Source organism: Arthrobacter sp. SLBN-122 (assembly GCF_006715165.1).
Taxonomy (GTDB): Bacteria; Actinomycetota; Actinomycetes; order Actinomycetales; family Micrococcaceae; genus Arthrobacter.
The window spans coordinates 1,388,498-1,408,116 of record NZ_VFMS01000001.1 but is presented as its reverse complement, the minus strand read 5'-3'; the positions used below and the strand labels follow the sequence as shown (position 1 = coordinate 1,408,116).

Sequence of the window (19,619 nt, the reverse complement as noted above, 5' to 3'; positions counted from 1 at the left end):
GTGTCCAGCCGAAATCCTCAATACCTGCTGATGCTAGACGTATTGCCGCATTTGCGGATTAGAATCACGGTATGGCCCTCATTCGCGTTTCCGAAGCTGCCCGTTTCCTGGGCGTGAGCGACGATACCGTCCGGCGCTGGACGGAGCACGGAACGTTGACGCCGCTCCGGGACGAGTCCGGCCGGCTCGCAGTGGACGGCCTCGAGCTGGCAACGCACGCACAGAAGCTGGCCCAGCTTCCGGACGACCCCAAGAGCGGCAGCAGCTCGGCGCGGAACCGGTTCGTTGGCCTGGTCACCAACGTCATTACGGACAAGGTCATGGCGCAGGTGGAACTGCAGTGCGGGCCGTTCCGGGTGGTCTCGCTGATGAGCAGCGAAGCCGTGCGCGAGCTGGGCCTGGAGCCGGGCTCGGTGGCCACCGCGGTGGTCAAGGCAACAACGGTCATCATCGAATCCCCGAAGGGACGGGCCACGGCATGATCCGGGGACGCATCCTGCCGGCCGCCACGCTGTTGCTGGCGGCCGTCCTTTCCGGCTGCGCAGTAACCGGCAGCGCAGTAACCGGGAGCGCTCCGGGAACCGGCTCCGGGGCCAAGCCAGGCGGCACCATCACCGTTTTCGCCGCCGCCTCCCTCAAGGCCACCTTCACCCAGCTGGCCCGCACTTTCGAGGCGGAAAACCCTGGCACCACAGTCACCCTGAGCTTCGCCGGGTCCTCGGACCTGGCCAGCCAGATCAGCCAGGGGGCACCCGCGGACGTCTTCGCCGCCGCGGACGCGGCCACCATGCAGAAGCTGCAGGACGGCGGCCTTACTGAGGGCGCGCCCCGGAACTTCGCCACTAACACCCTTGCCATCGCCGTGCCGCCCGGCAACCCTGCGGGCATCGCAGGGTTCAAGGACCTGGCCCGGCCGGGCGTCAAACTGGTCACCTGCGCCAGGCAGGTGCCCTGCGGGGCAGCCACGGCCAGGGCGGCGGAGGCGGCCGGAGTTACCTTGAGCCCGGTCAGTGAGGAGAACGCGGTCACAGACGTCCTGGGCAAGGTCACCTCCGGCGAGGCCGACGCCGGCCTGGTCTATGGCACGGACATCAAGGCCGCCGGGTCCAAGGCGGCGGGTATCCAGTTCCCGGAGTCGGGAAGCGCGGTGAACATCTACCCCATCACCGGGGTTGCCGGCAGCCGGAACAGGGCCACCGCCCAGGCCTTCCTGGACCTGGTCACGGGCCCGGAGGGCCAGGAGGCCCTCGCCGCTGCAGGGTTCGGCCCACCGGGTGCCGGCAACGGAAGCAGCACATGACCCGGCAGCAAGCAGGCCCGCCACCGGCACGCCTGCGCACCCCGAGTCCTGCCTACTCTGGCATCCCCGTCTGGGTCCGCGCGCTGGCCGTCCTGGCCGCCGTCGTCGTCGTGCTCCCGCTTTTGGCTATGGTGCTCCGCGTGGACTGGGCACAATTCCTTCCGCTGGTGACCTCCCCGTCGTCGCTGACTGCGCTGGGACTGAGCCTGCGGACCTCGGCGGCGAGCACCCTGCTGTGCATTGTGCTGGGCGTTCCCCTGGCCCTGGTCCTGGCGCGGGACACCTTCCGCCTGCAGGGGCTGCTGCGCTCGCTGGTGCTTTTGCCGCTGGTGCTTCCCCCGGTGGTGGGCGGAATTGCCCTCCTCTACACGTTCGGCAGGCAGGGGCTGTTGGGGCAGACGCTGAATGTGCTCGGCCTGCAGATCGCGTTCTCCACCACGGCGGTGGTCCTGGCACAGACGTTCGTTGCGCTGCCGTTCCTGGTGGTGAGCCTTGAGGGGGCGCTGCGGACCTCAGGCTCACGGTACGAGGCCGTGGCCGCGACGCTGGGCGCCCGGCCCGGCACGGTGTTCCGGCGCGTCACGCTTCCGCTGGTCCTGCCCGGGCTGGCGTCGGGCGCAGTGCTGTCCTTCGCCCGGAGCCTGGGCGAGTTCGGCGCCACGCTGACCTTCGCGGGCAGCCTGCAGGGGGTGACCCGGACCCTGCCGCTGGAAATCTACCTGCAGCGCGAAACGGACCCGGACGCCGCCGTCGCCCTGTCCCTGGTGCTCGTAGCCGTCGCCGTGGCAGTGGTTGCGCTTGCCTACCGGCGCCCGGCAGCGGACCGTGCCGGATCAGGACAACGGACGACGACGCCGGCCCCGGCAGGAGGGGACGTCCGGTGACGTTGTCCTTCCAGACAGTGGTGGCCGGGCGGGACTTCGACGTGGCCCTGACGGTCCGGCCGGGCGAAACCGTGGCCGTCATGGGGCCCAACGGCGCCGGCAAATCAACCCTGCTCGCCGGCATCGCGGGCCTGCTAAGGCCTGACAGTGGCATGGCCCAACTCAATGGCAGGACGCTCTTCGACCTCGACGGCGGGAAGCGTACGTGGTCACCGCCGCACCACCGCGGCACCGCCCTGCTCGCCCAGGAACCCCTGCTCTTCCCCCACCTGGACGCCCTGGACAATGTCTCCTTCGGCCCCCGCAGTGCCGGCGTTTCCAAAAGAGTCGCGGAGGAGCAGGCCCGGCGCTGGCTGGCTGAGGTCGAAGCCGGAGACCTGGCCGCGCGGCGTCCTGCCCAACTCTCCGGCGGCCAGGCCCAGCGCGTGGCCGTGGCCCGTGCACTGGCCGCCGACCCGGCGCTCCTCCTGCTCGACGAGCCGCTGGCCGCCCTGGATATCCACTCCGCCCCGCTGCTGCGCCGGCTCTTCAAGCGGGTCCTTGCCGGACGGCAGGCGATCATCGTCACCCATGACGTGCTGGACGCGCTGATGCTCGCGGACCGGGTGGTCATCCTGGAGGGCGGCCGGATTGTTGAGGAAGGCCCAACCCGCACAGTGCTGGAGCGGCCGCGCAGTTCCTTTGCAGCCGGGCTCGCCGGACTGAACTTCATTCCGGGCACCTTGGACGGCGCGGGGGTGCGGACCAGTGAGGGACTCACAATCACCGGCCACGATGACGAATCCTTCGCCGCGGAGCCAATCCCGCACGGCGAACCTGCCCCGCTGCCCAGGCCGCACGGCCCCGGCGTCGCCGTCTTTCCGCCGTCGGCCGTCTCCGTGTTCCTCAACGACGCGCACGGCAGCCCCCGGAACTCGTTCGCCGTCACCATCACGGACCTCGAGCCGCACGGCGACCAGATCCGCGTCCGCGCCGGCGGCCTGGCCGCGGACATCACCCCCGCCGCCTCCGCCGACCTCGGCCTTGTCCCCGGCATGACGGTGCACTTCGTGGTCAAGGCGGCTGCCGTCGCCGTGTACGGAACCTAGGGCGGCGGGACCTCCGGCTCTGGACAGGTATTTCGCCTTGGGCAAACATGGCTACTGGACCTCGCCGTCCAAAGTTGAGCGTAGTAGACTCAACTTAGTCAACAAGCCCCAGAAAGGAGCTCTCTTTGGACGTCAAATTCACCACCAAGAGCCAGGAGGCTCTTTCCGCCGCCGCAATGAACGCCTCGACGGCCGGGAACCCGCAGGTGGAACCAGCCCACCTCCTCAAGGCGCTGATGGACCAGCGTGAGGGCGTCGCCGTCGCGTTGCTTCGCGCCACCGGTGCCGATCCCGATGCCGTCAGCGTCCAGGCCAGCAGCGCCATCAAGGCCCTGCCCGCCACGTCCGGCGGCTCCAGCCAGCAAGCGCAGCTGTCCCGGCCCGCCCTGCAGGCCATCCAGCATGCCAAGGAGGAAGCGGACCGCCTGGGCGACTCCTTTGTCTCCACCGAAGTGCTCCTGGTGGGCCTGTCGGCCGGCAACGATGCCGCGGCCCGCCTGCTGCGCGACGCCGGCGCCTCCCGCGAAGCGCTCCTGGCTGCCCTGCCCGGAGTCCGCGGTGACCGCAAGGTGGACAGCCCGGACCCCGAAAACACCTTCCAGGCGCTCGAGAAGTACGGGACCGACCTCACCGCGATGGCCCGCGCCGGCAAACTGGACCCCGTGATCGGCCGCGACTCCGAAATCCGGCGCGTGGTCCAGGTCCTGTCGCGGCGCACCAAGAACAACCCGGTACTCATCGGCGAACCCGGTGTGGGCAAGACCGCTGTAGTGGAAGGGCTCGCGCAGCGGATGGTGGCCGGTGACGTCCCGGAAAGCCTGCGCGGCAAGACCCTCATCTCCCTGGACCTCGGCTCAATGGTGGCCGGCGCCAAATACCGCGGTGAGTTCGAAGAGCGGCTGAAGGCGGTCCTGGAGGAAATCAAGGGCTCCGAGGGCCAGATCGTCACCTTCATCGACGAGATCCACACCGTGGTGGGGGCGGGTGCCACCGGTGATTCCTCCATGGACGCCGGCAACATGCTCAAGCCCATGCTGGCCCGCGGCGAGCTGCGCCTGATTGGTGCCACCACGCTTGACGAGTACCGCGAGAACATCGAAAAGGACGCAGCCCTGGAACGCCGCTTCCAGCAGGTGTATGTGGGCGAGCCCAGTGTCGAAGACACCATCGGCATCCTCCGCGGCCTCAAGGAGCGCTACGAGGCGCACCACAAAGTGTCCATCGCGGACTCCGCCCTGGTGGCCGCCGCCACCCTGTCCAGCCGCTACATCTCGGGCCGCCAGCTGCCGGACAAGGCCATTGACCTGGTGGACGAAGCCGCGTCCCGGCTGCGCATGGAGATCGACTCCGCTCCGGAGGAGATCGACCAGCTGCGGCGCCAGGTGGACCGGCTCACCATGGAAGAGCTCGCGCTGGAGGGCGAGACTGACGCCGCCTCCGTGGAACGGCTGGCCGCGCTCCGGGCGGACAAGGCGGACAAGGAAGAGGAACTCTCCGCACTCAACGCCAGGTGGGAGGCCGAAAAGGCCGGCCTGAACCGGGTGGGTGACCTGAAGGCCAAGCTGGATGAGCTGCGCTCCGCCGCGGACAAGGCCCAGCGCGAGGGCGACCTGGAGGCAGCCTCCCGCATCCTTTACGGGGAAATCCCGGCGCTGGAACGCGAACTCAACGCCGCTGCCGAAGCGGAGGCTGCCGTGACGGACAAGTCCGCACAGATGGTGGCGGAGGAAGTGACGGCGGAAGACATCGCCGAGGTCATTTCCGCATGGACCGGCATCCCCGCCGGCCGCATGCTGCAGGGCGAAAGCCAGAAGCTGCTGCACATGGAGGAGGAACTCGGCAGGCGGCTCATCGGCCAAAGCAAGGCAGTGGCCGCTGTGTCAGACGCCGTCCGGCGTGCCCGGGCCGGCATCAGCGACCCCAACCGGCCCACCGGTTCCTTCCTGTTCCTGGGCCCCACCGGCGTGGGCAAGACCGAGCTGGCCAAGGCCCTGGCGGACTTCCTGTTCGACGACGAACGCGCCATGGTGCGGATCGACATGTCCGAGTACGGCGAGAAGCATTCTGTTGCCCGGCTCGTGGGGGCGCCTCCGGGCTACGTCGGCTACGAGGAAGGCGGGCAGCTGACCGAGGCCGTCCGCCGTCGTCCCTACTCCGTGGTGCTGCTGGACGAAGTGGAGAAGGCGCACCCCGAGGTGTTCGACATCCTCCTGCAGGTGCTCGACGACGGCCGCCTCACCGACGGGCAGGGCCGCACCGTGGACTTCCGCAACGTGATCCTGGTGCTCACGTCCAACCTGGGCAGCCAGTTCCTGGTGGACCAGTCCCTGGACGCCGAGGCCAAGCGCAATGCCGTTATGGCCACGGTGAACGCGTCCTTCAAGCCGGAGTTCCTCAACCGGCTCGATGAAGTGGTGCTGTTCGACGCCCTCACGGTGGAGGAGCTGGCCCACATCGTGGAGCTGCACGTCGGCGAACTGGGGCGCAGGCTGCACGAGCGGCGGCTCACCCTCGATGTCACCGACAGCGCCAAGGCGTGGCTGGCGCTGTCCGGCTACGACCCCGCCTACGGCGCCCGGCCGCTGCGACGCCTGGTGCAGCGCGAGATCGGCGACCGGCTGGCCAAGGCCATCCTCGCCGGTGAGATCAGCGACGGCGACACCGTGCTGGTTGATACGGCGCCGGACTTCGGCGAACTGACTGGGGGCAACGTGGACACAATGACTGGGGCCCCGAGCTCCGGCCTGTCGGTCAGGCGGAAGGACTAGCCGCCGGCCTTGTGATGCGGACCGTGCTGCCCTGGCGGGTGAACCGTCAGGGCAGCACGTTTGCGTTAATCACATTGCCGGTGTCGGCCGCGACGTAGCAATCCACCCTCCGGTCGCCGGATTCCCAGCTGGTGCTGCTGGGGAAGGTGCGCTGGTAGTTGAGCTGGAACTGCTTGGCCGCCGGCCCGAGCTTCGCCGCCTGGCAGACTTGCAGGGCTTTGGCCTTGAGTGACTCGGCCCCTGGATACTCAGCGCTGTCCGGGTAGCGGAGAGTCGCAACGAGCTGGGCTGAGTGGCCGGTATCGCATGGCACCACGGTGGACGCGAGGGCCTGCGGGTCGAAATCCTTGAAGCAGTCACCAATCGCGTAGGCAGCGGGTGCAACACCCTCCCGGGGAAGGGGCTGGGGAGTGGCCGGCGGCGTGACGGCGGTTTGCAGCACACCCTGTGCGTCATTCTTTGCCACCTCGCTGCCGGGTGAAGAATTCAGCCAGACGGCAAGCCACACCAGTGAGCCCGCTACGGCGACGATAACGGTGACGAGAAGCGCCTTCCACAGGGCAGGCTTCCTGTTGACGTGATTTTCCGGCGCGGGATCGTGGCGGGGCTGGGACCAGGTGACGGATTCCGGAGCCGGGGCCGGGCCGGTCCCGCCCTGGATCTGTGGCACGCTACCGGTCTGCGGGGGCGAAGCGGGTTTGGGCGGGATGTCCTGGTGGTTCACGGGTTCGCATCCTCCTGGGTTTGGTTCCGCGGCTCGCCAAAGGCCAGACAAAATCGGCAGTTCTTAAGTGACTCTACCCAAGAAAAATGCCGGAATCCCGCGGGTGGAGGTGCGCCATGGTACCCCACCCGGCCGTCCGGACCCCGAGGCGGCAAGCGGGGCCCGCCGAAAGCATGTAATCTAGGTGTACGACAAATTGACCAAACATTCCGGGGCCTCACCGATCGCCAAGGTGACCACCTCCGGTCCAAGTACAAAAGGGGGTCACGCCATGGGGCGCGGCCGTCAAAAGGCAAAAGCTACCAAGCAGGCTCGGGACATTAAGTACTACTCCCCGAACACTGACTACTCGGCACTTCAGCGTGAGCTGACGGGCCCGGGCAGCCGTTCAACGAGCCATTACTCGAATGAACCGGTCGAACCGGACTATTCGGCTTATGTGGATAAGTACGCGGATGATTTGGATGACGATGACGACGAGGTAGACCACCGTCGCATCGGCTAGTTGTCGCAAGCCTGCTGTGGCCTCCGGGCCCGGCTGCTGTGGCGCGAAAGCACATTCTGGTTCTGCAGGAGCTGCTGTTTGGACCCAGGGAATGTGCGGACCTCCTTTTTGATACCCGTTTTCGGGTGACCGCTTACTTCACGGAGCCCGCTGCCATACCGGAATACCGGTAGGGCAGCGGGCTTTCCGTGTTGGTTGGTAACCTGACCGCATGACTGTTCGGACCACATACGCCAGCGGCGAGCCTTGCTGGGCGGATTTGCAGACCCCCGATGTTGCTGCCGCCAAAGACTTCTATGGACGGGTCTTCGGCTGGACCTACGAGGACTTCCCCACACCGGACGGCCGCAGCTATGCTCAGGCCTTTGTCCGCGGGCACTTGGTGGCCACCATAGCGCCGCAAAATCCCTTGCAGCTGGAGGCAGGGACTGCTGCCGAGTGGAACGTCTACTTTGCGGTCCCGGACGCCGCGGAGCTGCTCCGCGATGCCCGTCATTCCGGCGGTACCGTGCAGTTTGGGCCCGAGAAAGTGGGCGATACCGGCGTACTGGGCTTCCTGGCCCCTCCCGGCGGCGGAACCACCGGGATCTGGCAGGCGGGTACCCACTACGGCAGCCATCTCTTCAATGAACCCGGCGCCTTGGCCTGGGCCGAGCTCTTCACGCCCGAGCCGCAGGCCGCCATCGGATTCTTCCAGCAGCTTTTCGGCCATGGTGTCACCGAGTACCCCCAGCACGACGGCGGCAGCTACTGCACGTTGCTCATTGCCGGGAGTGAGGTGGCCGGCATTGTTCCTGCCGACGAAGACGAAGACGAAGACGCCGACTGGCAGATTTATTTTGGGGCGGCAGATATCGCGGCGGCGGCAGCGGCCGCCCTGGCGGCAGGCGGCGAAGTGCTGGTGGAGCCGGATGACCATCCGGCTCCTGGATCACTGGCCACCATCGAGGACCCCCAGGGTGGAATCCTCAACCTCATCCAAGTGCAGGGTTGAACCGGCCGCTTAAACACATCGAGTGCTCCGTAGATGTCGTTATCGGGGGTGAAAACGACAAGTACGGAGCACTCGATGGAGGGTCCTAGGCGTAGGCGTTGACCAGGCGTACTGCTCCGCCGTCCACGCCCTTGGCGCCCTGGACGTAATCCGGGCCGGACTTGAGGATGGAGTCTGAATCCTCGGTGACCGTGCCCATGATCCAGGACGGCAGGCCGCGGTCGTTCAGGCGGGAAACAGCGGCATCGGCGGCTTCGGGGGACACAATGGCCACCATGCCGACGCCGAGGTTCAGGGTGCGCTCCAGGTCCGCAAGGGGCACGTTGCCGAGTTCAGACACCAGCTTGAAGATGGCGGGGAGTTCCCAGGTGGCGCGGTCCACGGTCGCCACGAGGCCCTGGGGGAGGACGCGGGCCAGGTTCGCGGCCAGGCCGCCGCCGGTGACGTGGCTGAAGCCGTGAACGGCCGCGCCGGCGCTGACCGGGAAGGTGCGGGCCAGGTCAAGGCAGTCGGCGGCGTAGACGCGGGTGGGCTCAAGGAGCTCCTCGCCCAGGGTGCGGCCGAGTTCGGATACCTGCCGGTCAAGGGCCCATCCGGCGTGGTTGATGACGCGGCGAACCAGGGAGTAGCCGTTGGAGTGCAGGCCGGACGAGGCCATGCCGATCACTACGTCCCCGGCACGGACACGGTCCGGGCCCAGCAGTGCATCGGCCTCCACAACGCCGGTGGCTGCGCCGGCAACGTCGTATTCGTGTTCGCCCAGCAAGCCCGGGTGCTCGGCGGTCTCGCCGCCCACCAGGGCGGTGCCGGCAACGGAGCAGGCGGCGGCAATGCCGCGGACAATGCCAGCGATGCGCTCCGGGACCACCTTGCCGCAGGCGATGTAGTCGGTCATGTACAGCGGCTCGGCGCCCACCACCACGATGTCGTCCACCACCATGCCCACCAGGTCGAATCCGATGGTGTCGTGGATGTCCATGGCCTGGGCGATGGCAACCTTGGTGCCCACGCCGTCCGTGGACGTGGCCAGCAGCGGCTTCTTGAAGGTCAGCAGCCGGGAGACGTCGTAGAGGCCGGCGAAGCCGCCCACCCCGCCGATCACCGAGGAGTTGTGGGTTGCCTTGACGGCATCCTTCATGAGCTCGACGGCGCGGTCCCCGGCTTCAACGTCCACGCCTGCGGAGGCGTAGGTGATGCCGGAGTTATCTGCGGCGGTGCTAGCGGAAGTCATACGGACTCTTTCTTGTCGGCGCTGGTGGCGGCGGGTACGTCGGGCACAAGGTCGGCTTCGGTCAGCAGGTTTTCGAATTCGGAGTCCGGGCCCGGGTCGCAGCCGGTGGCGCCGGGCTTCTCCGCCGGGTCCTCGGTGGCGTCAATGGCCAGGGCGGCGGTTTCGCCGGGAAGCGCGGACGGGGAAGGCTTCAGGCCGCCCAGGTCTGTGCGCTCCAGCAGGTTCTTGCCCAGCTTGTCCGCGTCCGGGAGCTTGATGGGGTACTTGCCGGTGAAGCAGGCAGTGCAGAGGCGCTCGCGCGGCTGGCGGGTGGCGTCAATCATGCCGTCCTCGGAGATGTAGGCCAGCGAGTCGGCGCCAATGGCCTGGGAGATCTCCTCGATGGTGGCGCCGTTGGCAATCAGCTCAGCGCGGGAGGCGAAGTCGATGCCGTAGAAACAGGGCCACTGCACCGGAGGGGAGGAGATCTTCACGTGCACCGACGCGGCGCCGGCTTCGCGGAGCATCCGGACGATGGCGCGCTGGGTGTTGCCGCGGACGATCGAGTCATCCACCACTACCACACGCTTGCCGCGGATCACGGATTCCAGGGCGTTGAGCTTGAGCCGGATACCCAGCTGGCGGAGCGTCTGCGAGGGCTGGATGAAGGTGCGGCCCACGTACGAGTTTTTGACGAAGCCGTGCGCAAACGGGATGCCGGACTCTTCGGCGTAGCCAACAGCCGCGGGGGTGCCGGATTCCGGTACCGGGATGACGATGTCCGCCTGCTGCGTGTTCTCGCGGGCCAGCTGGCGGCCCATCTCCACGCGGGACTCGTAGACGGAGCGGCCGGCAATGGCGGCGTCCGGGCGCGCAAGGTAGACGTACTCGAAAACGCAACCGGCCGGCGTCGGCTCCGCGAACCGCTTGGACCGCACGCCGTCCTCGTCGATGGCAATGAACTCGCCCGGCTCGATCTCCCGGATGAAGCTGGCGCCCACGGTGGCCAGGGCGGACTGTTCGGAGGCAACCACCCAGCCGCGCTCCAGCCGGCCCAGGACCAGCGGACGGATGCCGTAGGTGTCACGCGCAGCGTAGAGCGTGCCTTCATCCATGAAGACGAAGCAGAAGCCGCCCTTGATCTTGGGCAGGAGTTCCGTGGCTGTTTCTTCGAGGCTCTTGCCCGGCTCGCCTTCGAGAAGTGCGGTGACCAGGGCGGTGTCCGAGGTGTTGCCCTGCTTCATTTCGCCGGTGAGCTGGCCGCCGTTGCGCTCGGTGATCATGGCGTTGAGCTCGGCGGTGTTGGTCAGGTTGCCGTTGTGGGCAAGGGCGACCGTGCCGGTGGCGGTGGCGCCCAGGGTGGGCTGCGCGTTGGCCCAGTGGCTGGCGCCGGTGGTGGAGTAGCGGCAGTGGCCGACGGCCAGGTGCCCGGTCAGGGTGTTCAGCGTGGTCTCGTCGAAGACCTGGGACACGAGGCCCATGTCCTTGTAGACGTTGATCCGCTTGCCGTCGCTGGTAGCTATGCCAGCCGACTCCTGACCGCGGTGCTGCAGTGCATACAGCCCGTAATAGGTAAGTTTTGCTACTTCTTCGCCTGGGGCCCAGACGCCGAAGACGCCACAGGCGTCCTGCGGGCCTTTTTCGCCGGGGAGAAGATCATGGGAAAGTTTTCCATCGCCGCGTGCCACTGGTCGATTATCTCACGATATGGGGTACGACTTTTCCGGCCGCTGGTTTGTGACTTGCTAACCCTGGGGATCCGTATCCGGCTCCGAATCCGGAACGGCCTCCACCACGGCTTTCTCCTGCCGCTTCAGGCTCCGGCGGTCCAGGACCAGCGCCAGTGCGGCGCCCAGGATTGCGCCGCCGGCGGCAAACATCACCAGGAAGAATCCGAACACTGCGCCCGGGTCGAAGGTTTCATCGCCCGGCACCGCATAAGCCACTACCGCGGCTGCAGCAACACCCACCAGCGCCCCCAGGATCAGGAAGGGGACGTACTTGGGTGCCCGGCGGACGTTAACTTCGCGCCGCTCGGCAGGAGATTCTTCAAAAGCCATGCCATCCAGCCTACTGCCCGCGATTTGCAGCACGTAATGCGGCTGCATGGCGCTCCGAGCGGCTGGCGACCAGCTGCCCGCGGACTGATATATCTATTGACAGCGACCGCTGCCGCTGCCATATTCGCAGTAGGCGCTATGCGCATCATGTTGTGCATTACGCAATTGTGTGCGGCAAGGGCAACGAGATGGCGGGGGTCCCCGGGAGTGCACTCCGCTACATTGGCACTTGGTGCCCACTCACCGGATCCGGCCGGATCCACGAAAGGAACACAAGAACATGGTTCACAAAGTCCAGGCAGTTGTAGTCAAAGAGAAGAACGCGCCGGTGTCGCTGGAAACCATCCTGGTGCCGGATCCGGGCCCGGGGGAGGCCCTCGTGGACATCCTCACCTGCGGTGTCTGCCACACGGACCTGCACTACAAGCAGGGCGGCATCGGCGATGACTTCCCCTACCTGCTGGGACACGAGGCCACTGGTGTGGTCAGCGCGGTGGGCCCTGACGTCACCTCCGTGGCTCCCGGTGACCGGGTCATCCTGAACTGGCGGGCCGTTTGCGGCGAGTGCCGGGCGTGCGCCAAGGGCCAGCCGCAGTACTGCTTCAATACGCACAATGCCACCCAGAAGATGACCCTGGAGGACGGCACCGTGCTCTCGCCGGCGTTGGGCATCGGTGCCTTCGCCGAAAAGACGCTTGTCGCTGCGGGGCAATGCACCAAGGTGGACCCGGAGGTTGATGCCGCGGCCGTGGGCCTGCTGGGCTGCGGCATCATGGCGGGCATCGGCGCCGCGATCAACACCGGTGAGGTCAAGCGTGGTGAGTCCGTGGCGGTGATCGGCTGCGGCGGCGTGGGCATCGCGGCGATCGCGGGGGCCAGGCTGGCCGGTGCGACGACGATCATCGCCGTGGACATCGACGACAACAAGATCGGGATGGCCACGTCCCTCGGCGCCACCCACGGCGTGAACTCGCGCCAGGAGGACGCCGTGGAAGCCATCCGCGCCCTCACCGGAGGCCATGGAGCGGACGTGGTGATTGACGCCGTCGGCCGTCCTGAAACCTACAAGCAGGCCTTCTATGCCCGTGACCTGGCTGGCCGCGTGGTCCTGGTGGGAGTCCCCACGCCGGAGATGACGCTTGAACTGCCGCTGCTGGACGTCTTTGGCCGCGGCGGCTCACTGAAGTCCTCCTGGTACGGCGACTGCCTGCCGTCCCGCGACTTCCCCATGCTTGTCTCGCACTACAAGCAGGGCAACCTGGACCTGGACGCCTTCGTGTCCGAACGGATCGGCATCGACCAGGTGGAGGAAGCCTTTGGCAGGATGCACGAGGGCAAGGTCCTGCGGTCCGTCGTCGAGATCCAGCCCGTTGGGGCTTCCGCATGAGCGTCACCATTGAGAACCTGGTCACCTCGGGCACGTTTTCGCTCGACGGCGGCACCTGGGACGTGGACAACAACGTCTGGATTGTGGGCAATGACGAGGAATGCGTCATCATCGACGCCCCCCACGACGCCGCCGCGATCATCAACCAGGTCCGCAGCCGTAAGGTCAAGGCCATCCTGCTGACCCACGCGCACAACGACCACATTGGCGCCGCCCGCGAGGTTGCCGATGCCCTGGGGGCGCCCATCTGCCTGAACCAGGAGGACCTGGTCCTGTGGGAACAGGTGTACCCCGACACCCAGCCGGACCGCTACCACGCTGACGGTGACGTGTTCGAGGTGGGCGGAGCTGCGCTGCGGGCCATCCACACGCCCGGCCACTCACCCGGATCCACCTGCTTCTACCTGGAAAGCGAGGGGACCGTCTTCACCGGCGACACCCTCTTCAACGGCGGCCCGGGTGCCACGGGCCGGTCCTACAGCGACTACCCCACCATCCTGAAGTCCATCCGGGAACGGCTGCTGACGCTTCCGGCCGAAACCGTGGTCCGCACCGGCCACGGTGACAGCACCACCATCGCCGCGGAGCAGGAAACGCTGGCCAAGGTCACGCAGTAGTCAACGGGAAGCCATTGAAGTGCCAGTGAAAGGCGCGCCGGGAACACCCGGTGCGCCTTTCACTGAAGGTCGACCAGCGCAAGCCGGTAAGGAAGTTGGAACAATGAAGTTCGGAAAGCAGCCCGCCCCCGTTGCGGACATCAATGAGGACAACCTCGAGGTCCACAAGCCCAAAACCGAGGCCGCCGGCGTGAAGGCCGTGATGGTGGCGCTGGAACGCGCTGTGGCGCAGGCGGGGGTTACCCGCACGGCGCACTCGCTGCTCCGGTTGAACCAGCGCGGCGGCTTCGACTGCCCGGGCTGCGCCTGGCCGGAATCGGACAAGAAACGCAAGACAGCGGAGTTCTGCGAGAACGGCGCCAAGGCGGTGGCCGAGGAGAACACCCTCCGCACCGTGGGGGCCGAGTTCTGGGCCAAACACTCCATCGCGGAGCTGTCGGAGAAGACCGAGTACTGGCTGGGCAACCAGGGCAGGCTTTCCGAGCCGGTGGTCATCCGCGAGGGGGAGACACACTACTCGCCGATCTCGTGGGCCGACGCGTTCGAACTGATTGGCGAACACATCCGCGCCACCACCCCTGACCGCTGCGTGTTCTACACCTCCGGCCGCACGGCGAACGAGACCGCATTCCTGTACCAGTTGTTCGCGCGGTCCCTGGGCACCAACAACCTGCCCGACTGCTCCAACATGTGCCACGAGTCCTCCGGCTCGGCCCTGAATCCGACCATCGGCATCGGCAAGGGCACGGTGTCCCTGGACGACATTCACGACGCCGAACTGATCTTCGTCGTCGGCCAGAACCCCGGCACCAACCACCCCCGTATGCTGTCCGCGCTGAAGGAGTGCAAGGACAAGGGCGGCAAGGTGGTGGCGGTGAACCCGCTGCCCGAGGCCGGCCTGTTCAACTTCAAGGACCCGCAGACCGTCTCCGGCGTGGTGGGCGGCGGCACTCCGCTCGCTGACGAGTACCTGCAGATCAAGGTGGGCGGGGACCTGGCGCTGTTCCAGGCGCTCGGCCACCTGCTGCTGGAGGCCGAGGAAGCCAACCCGGGGACCGTCGTCGACCATTCCTTCATTGAGGCCCAGACGGACGGGTTCGACGCCTACCGCCATGCCCGCGCCACGCTGGACTGGACGGAGACCGAGAAGGCCACGGGCCTGACCCGTGCGCAGATCGAAAAGGTGGCCGGGATGCTGGTGGCGTCCAAAGCCTCGATTTTCTGCTGGGCACTGGGCGTGACGCAGCAGCCGCACTCGGTGGACACCATCAAGGAAATGGTGAACGTCCTGCTGCTGCAGGGCAACTTCGGCAAGCCCGGCGCCGGGGCCTGCCCGGTTCGAGGGCACTCCAATGTTCAGGGCGACCGGACGATGGGTATCTGGGAGAAGCCCAAGGAATGGCTCCTCGCAGCGCTGGATACGGAGTTCGGGATCACTTCCCCGCGGCACCATGGCTACGACGCGGTGGAGTCCATGGAGGCTTTCGAACGCGATGAGGTGGACGTGTTCGTTTCGATGGGCGGCAACTTTTCGCTGGCCTGCTCCGACACCGAGGCGCTGGAAGCGGGCATGCAGCGGATCGGGTTGACCGTGCACATCAGCACCAAGCCCAACCGCTCGCACATCGTGCACGGCCGCACCTCGCTGATCCTGCCCACCCTGGGCCGGACGGACAAGGACGACAAGCACCCGAACGGCGCGCAGTTTCTGTCCGTGGAGGACTCCATGTCCGTGGTCCACTCCACCCAGGGCCGCCTGACCCCGGTGTCCGGGCACCTGCTGGCCGAGCCGGTGATCGTGGCCCGGATGGCGGAGGCCACCTTCGGCCCGGACCACCCCGTGGACTGGAAAGGCATGGCCGAGGACTACGACGTGATCCGCGACCACATTGCCCGCGTCCTGCCCGGCTTCGAGGACTTCAACGCCCGGGTCCGGACCAAAAACGGGTTCGTGCTGCCCAACCCGCCGCGCGACACCCGGTCCTTCAAGACCGACATCGGCCGCGGCCGGTTCACCGTCAGCCCCCTCGAGTACCTGACGCCGCCGCCCGGCCACCTGGTGCTGCAGACCATCCGCAGCCACGACCAGTACAACACCACGTTCTACGGCCTGGACGACCGCTACCGGGGCATCTCCGGCGGCCGCCGCGTAATCCTGATCCACCCCGAAGACCTCGCCGAATCCGGCTTCCAGGACCGCGAACTGGTGGACGTGGTGAGCACCTTCCAGGGCGTGGACCGCAGGGCAGACAAGTTCCGGCTGGTGGCCTACCCCACCGCCAAGGGCTGCGCCGCCGCCTACTTCCCCGAAGCCAACGCCCTGGTCCACAAGGAAAACGTGGCCCGCGTGTCCAACACCCCCGGCTTCAAGGCAATGTTCGTCCGCTTCGAACCACACCGGGGCGGAGCAGCGGTGGCTGCGGAGCCGGCGGCCGTGCCCGAGCCGGCGCCGGCGGGGTAGCCGGGTCATTGGGCCGCGGGGTGCCGCCCAGGGGCGCCGGAGTTACAAGGAATCGAAATGGGTTGTGGGGGCGGTGCTGTCGAAGCGGGCCAGGATGCTGCGCGCAACATCCCTCAGCTTCTCATTCCGGTTGCTCGAGGCTTTGATCAGGACCTCCATTGCCTGCTCATGGCCGCAGCCCGTCTGGGCCATGAGCACACCGGCTGCGAGATTGATGGCGGTGCGCGACTCCATGGGTGCCGTAAGGTCCTCGGACTTCTCTGCGGACGTTTCCAGCCTCACGCTGAGCGCTATCGACTGTGCCGCCGCTGCCGCCAGGTCCAGCAGGGCGTCCCTCACATCCTCAGAGACCGGGCCGGGATCCCGCCTGTAACAGTTCAGTGCTGCGCCACCTGACGTTTTGAGCACGATGGGAACAGCAAAAACCGACCGCATGGGGCTTTCGGCCATTGCTGCCAGATATGTCGGCCATCGCGTCTCGGTATGGAGGTCAACTACCTCAATCTGGTGGCCCGACCTGATGGCTTCCAGGCAGGGGCCCTGCTTCGAGGCGTACTGTACCTCGTCCATCTCGGCTGCCTCGGGACCACCGCTGCAGACGGTCATGGGCCTGCGGTTCCTGGTTACGGTCACACTGCAGGACGTTCCGCCGGGGCCTTGGCCGAGCTCGGCACTTGCAAGCTCCACCAACCGTTCCAGGAACACTTTCATGTCCGGACTGTCCAGGAGTACGTCAATGAGCGGGTCTGGCCGCGTGCTGCTCAGTTTGCCGTCCACCATGAGAATCTCCTGCCTGCCCAGGCTCGTCGCCGCCGTGCTGTTCTCCCCTTACCCATATCCGCCTTTAATGAGTGCCGGCTACACCGGTGTGTTACCGTCCGGCTGCGCTTCCGGGTTTAGATCCTTGCCGTATCCGGTAGCGGACGCAAGCCCCGACACCTGCTGCCCGGCGTTTGTCTGCCCGGCCCGGGATGACATTTAACAGCGATGTTCGACGCTGCAACTGCCGCTAAATGCCATCCCGGGGGACGAAAAAGGGTGGTTGGGCCTGCCGGTCTCAAGCAGGCCCAACCACCCCTAATGGTGCGGCTCAGCCGCGGATGCGCTCCATGCCCGGATCGAACAGCGGTTCAGCGGTGACAGTGGCGGCGATGCGGGTGCCGAAGTACTCGATCTCCACGCTGTCGCCTTCAGACACCGAAGAGGGCAGCCAGGCGTAGGCGATCGGCTTGCGCACTGTGTAGCCGTACGCCGCGCTGGTCACGTAGCCCGCGGCTTCCCCTGCCACGTACACCGGTTCCCTGCCCAGCACAATGGACGTCCCGTCGTCGACCGTCAGGCAGCGCAGGGTCTTGGCGGCGGGCTGTTCCCGCAGGGCCGCCAGGGCTTCCGCCCCCACGAACCCGGTCTTGTCCTTAGCCACCGAGAAGCCCAGGCCGGCCTGGTACGGGTGGTGCTCGGACGTCATGTCCGTGCCCCACAGCCGGTAGCCCTTCTCAAGGCGCATGCTGTTGAACGCTCCGCGGCCGGCGGCAATGATGCCGTGCTCCTGGCCTGCCTCGAACAGCAGGTCCCACAGCTTAAGCCCGTACTCCGCCGTGGTGTAGAGCTCCCAGCCGAGCTCACCCACGTAGGACAGGCGCATGGCCGTGACGGGGATGCCGCCAACCGAGATTTCCTTGGTGCGGAAGTACTTCAGGCCGTCGTTGGTCAGGTCGTCGGAGCTGACCTTGCCGATCACCTCGCGGGCCAGCGGCCCCCACAGGCCGATGCAGCAGGTGCTGCCGGTGATGTCTGTGACATGCACCCACTGGGAGGGATCGGCGGCGGACTGCTTCCGGGCCTCCACCCGGAGGTAGTCGAAGTCGACGTTGCTGTTGACGCCCAGCTGGAAGTCCTCCTCCGCCAGCCGCGCGACGGTCACGTCACTGCGGATGCCGCCGTCGTGCTCCAGCAGCAGGCAGTACGTTACGGCACCGGGCTTCTTGGCAATGTTGCCCGTGCTGAGCCGGTGCAGCAGAGCCTGCGCGCCCGGGCCCACCACGGACAGCCGCTTCAGGGGCGTCATGTCGTAAAGTCCGACGGCGGTGCGCGTCTTCCACGCTTCGGCTGCGGAAATGGGGGAGGAGAACAGGGCGGACCAGGAGTCGCGCTCCGGCGCCTGCCATTCGGCAGGAAGCTCTTCGAGCAGGCCGCGGTTGGCCTCGAACCAGTGCGGGCGCTCCCAGCCGGCGGACTCCAGGAAGAACGCCCCCAGCTCCTTCTGCCGGACATTGAACGGGCTCACCCGCAGGTCCCGCGGGGATTCGCGGGGCTGCAGCGGGTGCATCACGTCGTAGATCTCCACAAAGTTCTGCTGTGAGGTTTCGCTGACGTACGCGTCGGAGGTCTGGACCTTCTCGAAGCGGGTGAGCTCGCAGCCGTGCAGGTCCGTCTGCGGCCGGCCGTCCACGAGGAGCTCGGCCATGGCTTTCGCGACACCCGCGGAGTGCGTAACCCAAACGGCTTCGGCCACGAAGAAGCCTTCCAGGTCCGGCGCCTCGCCCATGAGCGGGCCGCCGTCCGGGGTGAAGGAGAAGATGCCGTTGAAGCCGTCCTGGATCTCCGAGCTGCGCAGCGCCGGCAGCAGGTCCTGGCTGTCCTCCCAGGCGGGCAGGAAGTCTTCCAGGGTGAACTCCAGGCGGGAGGGCATGCGGTGGTCCGACATTTCCTCTGCGGGGACCTTCGGCAGGGCGGACATGTCCACCGGCATGGGACGGTGGGCGTAGCTGCCGATGCCGATGCGGTCGCCCCATTCGCGGTAGTACAGGTCCTTGTCCTGGAAGCGCAGGATGGGCTTGCTGGCTCCATTGGGGAGTTCGTTGACGCCCTGGAGTTCGGTCAGCGGGGTGCTGATGGCGTACTGGTGGGCCAGCGGCAGCAGCGGGACTTCCAGCCCCACCATCCTGCCGAGTTCACGGCCCCAGAAGCCTGCGCACGACACCACGATGTCCGCCGGGATCAGTCCGTTGTCCGTTTCGACGCCGGTCACCTTGCCGCCCTCCTGGGCGATGCCGGTCACCGTGGTGGAGCCGAGGTAGGTCACGCCGGCCTCGGTGGAGCGCTCGATCAGCAGCTGCACCGCACGGGCGGCCAGGGCCAGGCCGTCGGTGGGGATGAGCAGGCCGCCCAGGACTTCGCGCCCGCCGGTGAGCTTGCCGGTGTTCAGGAGGGGGTAGATCTTTTCGCATTCGTCGGCGTCGACGATCCGGCTTTCGACGCCCCAGGAGGTCATCACGCCCATCTTGCGGTGGAGATCGGCCAGTCGTTCGGGGGTGGTGGCCAGCTCCAGGCCGCCCACCTGGTTGAAGCAGGACTCGCCGTCCTTGCTCAGGGCCAGAAGCTTGTTCACCGTGTAGGTGGCGAATTCGGTCATGGTCCGTGACTGGTTGTTCTGGAATACCAGGCCCGGCGCGTGCGACGTGGAGCCGCCGGCAAGTTCCAGCGGTCCCTGTTCCACCACCGTGATGTTGGTCCAGCCTCGGGCAGTGAGTTCGTCGGCAAGGTTGGTTCCGACAATGCCGGCGCCGATAATGACAACGCGTGGTGATGCGCTCATGGGTGTTGTTTCTCCTGTTTTGC

Annotated in this window: 16 protein-coding genes; 10 read left to right on the top strand and 6 right to left on the bottom strand. The window is 66.9% G+C overall.

Features of this window, described 5'->3' with window-relative positions; translation table 11 throughout:
• Positions 1–71 precede the first annotated feature (71 nt).
• The 5 genes from FBY36_RS06630 (at position 72) to clpB (ending at position 6,040) form a co-directional block, all read left to right on the top strand.
• Positions 72–482: a TOBE domain-containing protein gene (locus FBY36_RS06630; protein ID WP_142117953.1), complete on the top strand. Its 411-nt coding sequence runs from the start codon at positions 72–74 to the stop codon at positions 480–482.
• Positions 479–1,300 carry a molybdate ABC transporter substrate-binding protein gene (gene modA, locus FBY36_RS06625; protein ID WP_142117951.1) on the top strand — a complete coding sequence of 274 codons (822 nt, stop codon included), beginning with the start codon at positions 479–481 and terminating at the stop codon, positions 1,298–1,300. The genes FBY36_RS06630 and modA overlap by 4 nt, the downstream gene beginning before the upstream one ends.
• Positions 1,297–2,184: an ABC transporter permease gene (locus tag FBY36_RS06620; RefSeq protein ID WP_142117949.1), complete on the top strand. Its 888-nt coding sequence runs from the start codon at positions 1,297–1,299 to the stop codon at positions 2,182–2,184. The genes modA and FBY36_RS06620 overlap by 4 nt, the downstream gene beginning before the upstream one ends.
• The gene (locus FBY36_RS06615; RefSeq protein ID WP_142117947.1) at positions 2,181–3,272 is read left to right on the top strand and encodes a sulfate/molybdate ABC transporter ATP-binding protein; all 1,092 of its coding nucleotides are present in this window, start codon (positions 2,181–2,183) and stop codon (positions 3,270–3,272) included. Before FBY36_RS06620 ends, FBY36_RS06615 begins: the two co-directional genes overlap by 4 nt.
• A gap of 125 nt (positions 3,273–3,397) precedes the next feature.
• Positions 3,398–6,040, top strand: a complete 2,643-nt coding sequence (gene clpB, locus FBY36_RS06610; protein ID WP_142117945.1) for an ATP-dependent chaperone ClpB — start codon at positions 3,398–3,400, stop codon at positions 6,038–6,040.
• A gap of 46 nt (positions 6,041–6,086) precedes the next feature.
• Here the strand turns inward: clpB and FBY36_RS06605 are convergent, their stop codons facing one another.
• Positions 6,087–6,764, bottom strand: coding sequence for a septum formation family protein (locus FBY36_RS06605; protein ID WP_142117943.1), 678 nt, complete (start codon positions 6,762–6,764; stop codon positions 6,087–6,089).
• Positions 6,765–7,035: 271 nt separating this feature from the next.
• On the opposite strand from FBY36_RS06605, the gene FBY36_RS06600 reads away from it, so the two are divergent.
• Both FBY36_RS06600 and FBY36_RS06595 read left to right on the top strand, forming a co-directional pair.
• Positions 7,036–7,269: a DUF3073 domain-containing protein gene (locus FBY36_RS06600; RefSeq protein ID WP_142032484.1), complete on the top strand. Its 234-nt coding sequence runs from the start codon at positions 7,036–7,038 to the stop codon at positions 7,267–7,269.
• Positions 7,270–7,480: 211 nt separating this feature from the next.
• Complete coding sequence (locus FBY36_RS06595) at positions 7,481–8,263, top strand: VOC family protein (RefSeq protein WP_142117941.1); 783 nt, start codon at positions 7,481–7,483, stop codon at positions 8,261–8,263.
• Between the two features lie 85 nt (positions 8,264–8,348).
• Here the strand turns inward: FBY36_RS06595 and purM are convergent, their stop codons facing one another.
• Genes purM through FBY36_RS06580 form a run of 3 tightly spaced genes read right to left on the bottom strand, consistent with a single transcriptional unit; the run spans position 8,349 to position 11,533 of the window.
• Entirely contained in the window at positions 8,349–9,494 is a 1,146-nt protein-coding gene (gene purM, locus FBY36_RS06590; RefSeq protein WP_142117939.1) for a phosphoribosylformylglycinamidine cyclo-ligase, read from the bottom strand.
• Positions 9,491–11,161 (bottom strand): amidophosphoribosyltransferase, encoded by a 1,671-nt coding sequence (gene purF / locus FBY36_RS06585; protein WP_142117937.1) that lies wholly within the window; start codon positions 11,159–11,161, stop codon positions 9,491–9,493. The genes purM and purF overlap by 4 nt, the downstream gene beginning before the upstream one ends.
• Positions 11,162–11,218: 57 nt before the next feature.
• A complete protein-coding gene (locus FBY36_RS06580; protein WP_142117935.1) occupies positions 11,219–11,533 on the bottom strand; it encodes a hypothetical protein in 315 nt (104 codons plus the stop codon).
• 280 nt (positions 11,534–11,813) lie between these two features.
• On the opposite strand from FBY36_RS06580, the gene FBY36_RS06575 reads away from it, so the two are divergent.
• From FBY36_RS06575 to FBY36_RS06565, 3 genes are all read left to right on the top strand, one after another.
• Entirely contained in the window at positions 11,814–12,920 is a 1,107-nt protein-coding gene (locus FBY36_RS06575; RefSeq protein ID WP_142117933.1) for an S-(hydroxymethyl)mycothiol dehydrogenase, read from the top strand.
• Positions 12,917–13,537 (top strand): MBL fold metallo-hydrolase, encoded by a 621-nt coding sequence (locus FBY36_RS06570; RefSeq protein ID WP_142117931.1) that lies wholly within the window; start codon positions 12,917–12,919, stop codon positions 13,535–13,537. The genes FBY36_RS06575 and FBY36_RS06570 overlap by 4 nt, the downstream gene beginning before the upstream one ends.
• A 103-nt stretch (positions 13,538–13,640) precedes the next feature.
• Positions 13,641–15,998 carry an FdhF/YdeP family oxidoreductase gene (locus FBY36_RS06565; protein ID WP_142117929.1) on the top strand — a complete coding sequence of 786 codons (2,358 nt, stop codon included), beginning with the start codon at positions 13,641–13,643 and terminating at the stop codon, positions 15,996–15,998.
• 42 nt (positions 15,999–16,040) lie between these two features.
• On the opposite strand, the gene FBY36_RS06560 is transcribed toward FBY36_RS06565, so the two are convergent.
• Together FBY36_RS06560 and FBY36_RS06555 are read right to left on the bottom strand one after the other, a co-directional pair.
• Positions 16,041–16,778, bottom strand: coding sequence for an ANTAR domain-containing protein (locus FBY36_RS06560; protein ID WP_142117927.1), 738 nt, complete (start codon positions 16,776–16,778; stop codon positions 16,041–16,043).
• 310 nt (positions 16,779–17,088) lie between these two features.
• On the bottom strand, positions 17,089–19,596 hold the full coding sequence (locus FBY36_RS06555) for a GcvT family protein (protein ID WP_142117925.1): 2,508 nt from the start codon (positions 19,594–19,596) through the stop codon (positions 17,089–17,091).
• Positions 19,597–19,619 lie beyond the last annotated feature (23 nt).